General features: G+C 59.1%; 6 protein-coding genes. 2 read left to right on the top strand and 4 right to left on the bottom strand.

What is annotated here, in order from left to right:
• A partial coding sequence (locus BIS10_RS16065; protein ID WP_253506643.1) for a sodium:alanine symporter family protein occupies positions 1-1163 on the top strand: 1163 nt, incomplete at its 5' end.
• A gap of 44 nt (positions 1164-1207) precedes the next feature.
• On the opposite strand, the gene BIS10_RS16070 is transcribed toward BIS10_RS16065, so the two are convergent.
• Positions 1208-2146 carry a cation diffusion facilitator family transporter gene (locus tag BIS10_RS16070; protein ID WP_253506646.1) on the bottom strand — a complete coding sequence of 313 codons (939 nt, stop codon included), beginning with the start codon at positions 2144-2146 and terminating at the stop codon, positions 1208-1210.
• A gap of 168 nt (positions 2147-2314) precedes the next feature.
• Here BIS10_RS16070 and BIS10_RS16075 point away from each other — a divergent pair, with 168 nt between their 5' ends.
• Positions 2315-3151, top strand: a complete 837-nt coding sequence (locus tag BIS10_RS16075; RefSeq protein ID WP_253506649.1) for an alpha/beta fold hydrolase — start codon at positions 2315-2317, stop codon at positions 3149-3151.
• Positions 3152-3236: 85 nt separating this feature from the next.
• Here BIS10_RS16075 and nirD read toward each other — a convergent pair whose 3' ends face one another.
• The 3 genes from nirD to BIS10_RS16090 form a co-directional block, all read right to left on the bottom strand.
• Positions 3237-3611, bottom strand: coding sequence for a nitrite reductase small subunit NirD (nirD, locus tag BIS10_RS16080; RefSeq protein ID WP_253506652.1), 375 nt, complete (start codon positions 3609-3611; stop codon positions 3237-3239).
• A 28-nt stretch (positions 3612-3639) separates the two neighbouring features.
• Positions 3640-6165, bottom strand: a complete 2526-nt coding sequence (nirB, locus tag BIS10_RS16085) for a nitrite reductase large subunit NirB (protein WP_253506655.1) — start codon at positions 6163-6165, stop codon at positions 3640-3642.
• A gap of 17 nt (positions 6166-6182) precedes the next feature.
• On the bottom strand, positions 6183-7317 hold a 1135-nt coding region (locus tag BIS10_RS16090; protein ID WP_253506658.1), incomplete at its 5' end, for an NAD(P)/FAD-dependent oxidoreductase.

The raw sequence follows: 7317 nt of genomic DNA on the forward strand, positions 1-7317 counted from the left end.
CGCTATTAGGGTTTGCAACGTCGTTTATCGAATCGACGTTGGCGCAGGTGTATAAGCACCGCCATGAAGATGGCGTCTTTCGCGGTGGTCCTGCGTTCTATATCGAACGTTGCCTGGGCTGGCGCTGGCTTGGTTCGCTGTTTGCGGTGTTCTTGATCATTGCCTACGGGCTGGCATTTAACGCGGCGCAATCCAATACCATTGCCCAGGGCATGAACGGTGCGTTTGGTGTTCCTAACTGGATGAGCGGCGTGGTCATTGCCGTGTTGGCAGGCTTTGTCATCTATGGCGGCCTGAAATCGGTGGCACGTACGGCCGAGAAGATCGTGCCGGTGATGGCGATTGCCTACCTGCTGGTGGCGCTATGGATTCTGTTTGCCAACCTCTCCGCCGTGCCCGACATGCTGTCGCTGATCGTGATGAGCGCCTTTGGCTTAGGCCCGGCGGTAGGTGGCGCGGCGGGTTACGCCATTAAAGCCGCCATGGAAAACGGCATCAAGCGGGGGTTGTTTTCCAATGAGGCGGGTATGGGCTCGACCCCGAACGCAGCCGCCCAGGCCACCGTGAAGCACCCTGCGGCCCAAGGGCTGGTGCAATCCTTTGGGGTCTTTGTCGATACCATTGTGATTTGTAGCTGCACAGCGGTGGTAATTCTGCTCTCTGGTGTATACGAGCGGCTGCTGTCCGAGTCGCCGGGGGAGAGCATCGAAGGGATCCAGTTGACCCAAGATGCCATGGTGGACCATCTGGGGGGCTTTGGTGAGATCTTTATCGCCATCGCGATTCTGTTCTTTGCCTTTACCTCCATTCTGGCGAACTTCTCTTTCTCGTCAGTGAACATTGAATACCTGTTCCGCCGCCACGCCAAAAAAGCGGTCGGTGTGTTTAAGATCATTATCCTCGCCATGGTATTGCTAGGTTCCGTTGCCGAACTCAGCGTGGTCTGGGATTTTGCTGACCTAGCCATGGGGCTAATGGCCACCACCAACCTGTTTGCCATTCTCTTGATGGCACCGATTGCGGTCTCGGTGTTGAAGGATTACGAGCGCCAGCGTCGCCAGGGCATTGAGGAACCGCTGTTCGACCCCGTGATACTCAAAAACCCAGAGTTGGTGGATGAGGATGTGTGGCCGGTAAAAGAAGAGAAACCGGTAGACCGGTAAGCGAGTAAAGAGCGGCCTTCGAGCCGCTCTTTACGTGTCAGGGGTTAGCTAGCGGATTTCTCCACCAGCAGCCCACAAGAGGGCGCTGCCCAGCGGTTGTCAGCGGTGAAGACCACGTCGCACACCACGGGCGAGTAGTAGCGACGCACTTCTTCATCGATGCGCTGACGCAGCGCGTCTTGGTTTGCCAGGGTCGCTTCGGGCAGCTCTTTGGGGAGTACCACGTGGACGATGACGTAAAGCAGGCGGCCGGGGCGTACCATACGCACGCGCACTTCCAGAGTGTCGATATCGGCAAGGCCACGGGCGACGGCTTGACGCACTGGTTCAGCGACGGCTTCTTCCGGGGTTTTGTTAAGCAGCTCTCTTAACGCTTGCGACGCCATGCGCACGGGCACCCCCAGACAAAGCACCACCACCGCAATCACCAACACGGAATCCACATAGGGCAACACCGCTCGCCAGCCTAGGCGCTCAAACAGCATTACTAAGCAGAAAGCCGCCAGGACGGCCCCTGAAATCACGCTGTTCACCAGCCAGTTTAGTTTGTCGGCGGCGACCAAGGGGCTACTGACATGGCGCTGGCTGCGGTGCATAACCCAAGCGGTCAGCGAACAGGCGGCGGTCGCGAACAGCGCATAAATCACCGCAAGCCCCGCTGAAATTTCTCGCCCGCCAGTCAGCAGCGCCGCTACGGCATCCACCAGCGCGAAGATCGATACCCCCAAAATCAGCAAACCTTTGCATAAATTAACCAGCGACTCGAAGTAGCTGTAGCCAAAGGGGTATGACTCGCTATCTGGGCGGCTGGCAAGCTTGCTGACCTTGATGGTCACCAGCGCTACGCTAAAGTAGATAAGATTGAACAAGCCATCCAATAGGATGGCCTGGGAGTTCGAGGCCAGGGTGGCCACGATACCGGCACAGCCAATGAGCAGCGCCATGAAGGCGGAAAAGGCTAACGTACTGGATTCTGTCTTCACGAACGTATGGCTCCCATGCCTACCGAATCAAGAGGCTGGCAAGCATAGCAACTTTGCCCTGATGATACCGCTGAATGAACGCCTCGCAGAGCTATTTGGCAACCGGGAAAGCGTTGTACTAGCCTTGAATAACGTTTTCCGTAAACGCCAAACCAGGAGGTTGATGCGATGCCATTTCTGAATGCAGGGACGGAGCAGGGCACACCGGTTGAGATTTATTACGAGGTTCAGGGGGCAGGTAAACCAGTCGTACTGATTCACGGTTGGCCACTGAGCGGCCGCTCTTGGGAGAAGCAGGTGCCTGCGCTGGTGGAGGCGGGCTACAAGGTGGTGACCTATGACCGCCGTGGTTTTGGCCGTTCGACCCAAGCGGATGGCGGTTATGACTACGATACCCTCGCCTCTGACCTAAAAAAGCTGCTGGACGCACTGGATCTCAACGACGCGACCCTGGTGGGCTTCTCCATGGGCGGCGGCGAAGTCGCGCGCTATTTGTCGAGCTACGGCACCGAGCGTATCAATAAAGCGGTGTTGGCAGCGGCAGTGCCGCCGTATCTGTATAAAACAGACGATAACCTGGAAGGCGGCCTGGACGATGCCACGATTCACCAGTTTCTGGAAGGCGTGAAGGGTGACCGCATCGCGTTCTTGGATGACTTCACCAAGAGCTTCTTTAGCGCTAACGACAAGAGCGATCTGATCAGCGAACCGAACCGGCTTTATCACCGCGATATCGCGGCGTTCGCCTCGCCCAAAGCGACCTACGACTGTATCAAAGCGTTTAGCTACACCGATTTTCGCAAGGATTTACCCAAGATCGACATTCCGACGCTGGTCCTCCATGGGGATTCAGACGGCATCGTACCGCTGGAAGTGAGCGGCAAACGCGCCGCTGAGCTACTGCCCAACGCTTCGCTAGAGGTGATCGAGGGTGGCCCGCATGGGCTTAACGCGACTCACCCTGAGGCGTTCAATCAGGCGCTGATTCGGTTTCTGGATCAATAAGTAGCGTTCACTCTCAAACAGCCGCGCCGCCTGGATAGGCGGCGCGGCTGTTTGCGTTGCGGGGGCGTTAGAGGTAAGCGTTCGGCTAGCCTTCCACCCACACTTCATCGCCCTTGAAGGCGACGCGCCAAGTGCGTAGCTGTACCTCATCCTCCTCCAAACACTGGCCATCTTCCAGGCGGAAGTGCTGCTTGTAGATCGGAGAGGCCACCACGGGGCTGCCTTTGATATCGCCGACGATGCCGCGGGCAATCACATAGGCCTTCGAGAAAGGATCGAAGTGGTCCAGGGCATAGAGCTCTTGCGCGTGGCCGGGCAAATAGAACAGCGCCACTTGGGCAGGGCCTGCTGAGGTAGTTAGCCATGCGGCGACGCCGGAAAAGGCCACGAGGTCTGCTCTGGTGCAGAGCGGCTGCCAAGTGTCGTTGCGGTTCGTCGGTTTAAGTGCGGTAGCGGTCATGGTCGTCCTCGATTCGGTGGTCACTGGGTTAAGCAGGGCGTAGCTGGCCGCGCTCGGAAGTCATGATGATGGAAGGGTCGGGCCGTGCATCGTTCACGAAACTTCTAAAACGCTTGAGCTTTTCCGGGTCGCTGATGGCGTTGGCCCACTCGCACTGGTAGCTATCCACCACGTGCTGCATTTGGCGCTCCAGCTCATCGCTGATACCCAGGCTGTCTTCCAGAATTACCTCTTTCAGGTAGTCCAGGCCGCCCTCCAGGTTTTCCCGCCATACCGAGGTGCGCTGCAAACGGTCGGCAGTGCGTACGTAGAACATCAAAAAGCGGTCGATGGTGCGGTAGAGCTGCTCGTCATCTAAATCGGTGGCGAAGAGTTCTGCATGGCGGGGGCGCATACCGCCGTTGCCGCAGACGTAGAGGTTCCAGCCGTTTTCGGTGGCGATAATGCCAATGTCTTTGCTCTGCGCTTCGGCGCACTCGCGGGTACAGCCGGAAACCCCGAACTTGATCTTGTGCGGTGCGCGCAGGCCCTTGTAACGGTTCTCAAGCTGAATTGCCATGCCGACACTGTCCTGCACGCCGTAGCGGCACCAGGTGCTGCCTACACAGGATTTCACCGTGCGCAGCGACTTACCGTAGGCGTGGCCGGTCTCAAAGCCCGCTTCAATTAGTTCGCCCCAAATGGCCGGCAGGTCTTCTAGCCGTGCGCCGAACAGGTCGATGCGCTGGCCGCCGGTAATCTTGGTGTAGAGTTGGTACTTCTGGGCCACTTGCCCTAGCACCACCAGCTTGTCGGGGGTAATTTCACCGCCCGCAATGCGCGGAACCACCGAGTAGGTGCCGTTTTTCTGCATATTGGCCATGAAGGTGTCGTTGGTGTCCTGCAGCGGCACGTGGGCGGCATCGGTAATCGGTTCATTGAAGCAGGAGGCGAGAATCGAGGCCACCGCCGGTTTGCAGATATCGCAGCCGAGGCGATGCGTCTCGGCATTGCCGTGCTTCTCCATTAGCTCGCTGAATGTCTTGATGCCTTCGACACGTACGATGTCGTAAAGCCCTTGGCGGGTATGGGCGAAGTGCTCGCAGATCGATTTATCCACTTCGACGCCGCGGGCTTCCAATTCGTGATCCACCACGCTTTTGAGCAGCGCCGCACAGCCGCCGCAGCCGGTGCTGGCTTTGGTCGCGCCTTTAACGCTGCCAAGGTCCGCCGCGCCTGCGTCGATGGCACTGCAGATGCTGCCTTTCGTCACGTTGTGACAGGAGCAAATCATCGCCGTTTCCGGCAAGGCATCCGGCCCCAGCGCCGGGGCAGCACCGCTTTGTTGCGGCAGAATGAGCGATGCGGGCTCTTGGGGAAGCTCGATGCCGTTGGCGTAGTACTGCAACAGCGTGTCGTAGACACTATTATCGCCCACCAGCATGGCCCCCAGCAGCTTCTTACCGTCGCTGGTGACGACCAGTTTGCGGTAGACCTGGGTGAGCGGGTCGAGGTAGCGAAACATGCGGGCGCCAGGGTGTTGGTTGCCGTGGGCATCGCCAATAGAACCGACATCCACGCCCAGCAGTTTTAGTTTGGTGCTCATATCGGCACCGCTAAAACAGGTATCGCCCCCAGTCAGCGTGGCGACGGCCGTTTTGGCCATTTGGTAGCCAGGTGCCACGAGCCCAAAGATACTCTGATTCCACAGCGCTACTTCGCCGATGGCGAGGATATTCGGGTCGTTGGTGCGGCACTGGTCATCGATCACCACGCCGCCGCGCTCGCCAATGGTCAAGCCGCACTCCCGGGCGAGCGTATCCTGGGGGCGAATACCGGCGGAAAAGACGATCAGGTCGGTTTCCAGCACTTTGTCGTCTTGGAAGACCATCCGCAGGCGGCTGGTGTCGCCGGGTTCGATACGCTGGGTGGCCCGCTCGGTGAGTACCTGAACGCCCAGGGCTTCGATTTTCTCTTTCAGCAGCTCGCCGCCTTCGCTATCTACCTGCATGGGCATCAGTCGCGGGGCGAACTCCACCACGGCGGTATCCAGGTTCAGTCCGCGCAGCGCGTTGGCGGCTTCCAGACCGAGCAAGCCGCCACCCACGACCACGCCGTTGGTGGCGTTTTTGGCCGCTGCCTGTATGGCATCCAAGTCATCCAACGTACGGTAGACCAAGCAGCCTTCGCTGTCGTTGCCGGGAATGGGCGGCACAAAGGGAAAGGAGCCGGTGGCCAGCACTAGCTGGTCATAGGCGTAGTGGCCTTGTTCGGTCACCACCAGCTGCTGTTCGCGGTCAATCGCGGTGACCGCTTCGCCGCTGCGTAGTTGAATGCCGTGGGTGTGGTAGTAATCGCCATCGCACAGCGCCAGTGACTCCGCATCGCGGCCGCTAAAGTACTCGGATAAGTGCACGCGGTCGTAGGCACGGTGGCGCTCTTCGCCAAACATCGTCACCTCAAACCCCGCCAGCGCGCCGCTTTCCACGAGCTGCTCGGCAAAATGGTGGCCGACCATGCCGTTGCCTACAATGATTAACTTTTGCGTGTTGGAAGACGTGGTTGGAGTAGACATTGTGTGATTCACCATAGCTAAGCCGCCTCACGGGTGAGAGATAAAGGGGATGACAAGGTGTCGAGAGGGTTATCGAAATGGTTGTCGAGCGCTGTTTGGGCATCGGTTGCGCCAAACAGCAACAGGTGGCGGCACGCGGTTAAGTCGGTCGCGGCCAGCGCCTGCTCGAAATACCAGGGGCCGTGGCGGGTATCGCCATACAGCACCGCGCCAATTAAGCGGCCTTGATGGAGCAGCAGGCGGCAGTAGTCGCCGGTTTCCGGGTCTTGGTAACGAAGCTCTTCGTGCTTGGCGGCGGCCTCGGTGGGGCCAAAGGCAAACAGGCTGACACCGCTGACCTTGAGTTTGGTGGCCGTGGGGGCTTCTTGATACGCCGCTGGCGTTTCACCACACAGCACGGCGGCCAGCACTGCTACCTGCCGCCAAATTGGCTCCACTAGCCCGTAAGTGTGCTGCTCGAACTGGCAGCATTCGCCCAGCGCATAAATGTGGTCGTCAGAGGTGGTGAGGTGCCCATCCACCACAATGGCACGGTCGTACATAAGCCCACTTTGCTGGCCTAGCTCCGCATTGGGGGTAATACCCGCCGCCACAATCACGCTGTCGGCGGCTAGTTTCCGGCCATCGCTCAGTGTGACCGACTGCACCTGCCCGTGGCCGTTATCCTCCAAGGCAGCAAGCGATGCGCCGGTTTCAATGATGATGCCGCGCTCGCGCAGCGTGGCTTCCAGCAATTGGGCGGCGGTGGTGTCTAGCTGGCGGTTCATCAACCGCCCGCTGCGCTGCAAAACGCTGACGGTGAGCGCGCTACCGCCCCGTTTGCGCAGCCCTTCAGCGGCTTCCAATCCAAGTAAGCCGCCGCCAATCACCACGGCGTTGCCGCCTTGCTGAGCAATAGCTTCTAAGGCGTCGGCATCGCCCAGGTCACGAAACGTATGAACACCGTCAAGCGTGATACCAGGCACCGCTGGCAGCGTGGGGCGCGAGCCAGTGGCTATCACTAATCGGTCGTAGCTTAAGGTGTCTCCATGGTGCGTGATGAGCAGGCGGCGTTCGCGGTCAATGGAGGTCACGCGGTCGCCAAGCGTCAGTGTGATGTTGTTATCGGCGTACCAGGAGGCGTCTTGCAGAGTGAGCGCCTCAGGCGCCAGT

Origin of the sequence: Halomonas sp. 707B3 (assembly GCF_024158645.1) — a bacterium.
In the GTDB taxonomy this organism is placed as follows: Bacteria; Pseudomonadota; Gammaproteobacteria; order Pseudomonadales; family Halomonadaceae; genus Vreelandella; species Vreelandella lionensis.

Bases quoted from the DNA above. Each gene is read 5' to 3' on its own strand.
- nirD (WP_253506652.1), bottom strand. From the start codon at position 3,611: ATGACCGCTACCGCACTTAAACCGACGAACCGCAACGACACTTGGCAG.
- BIS10_RS16075 (WP_253506649.1), top strand. From the start codon at position 2,315: ATGCCATTTCTGAATGCAGGGACGGAGCAGGGCACACCGGTTGAGATT.
- nirB (WP_253506655.1), bottom strand. From the start codon at position 6,165: ATGTCTACTCCAACCACGTCTTCCAACACGCAAAAGTTAATCATTGTA.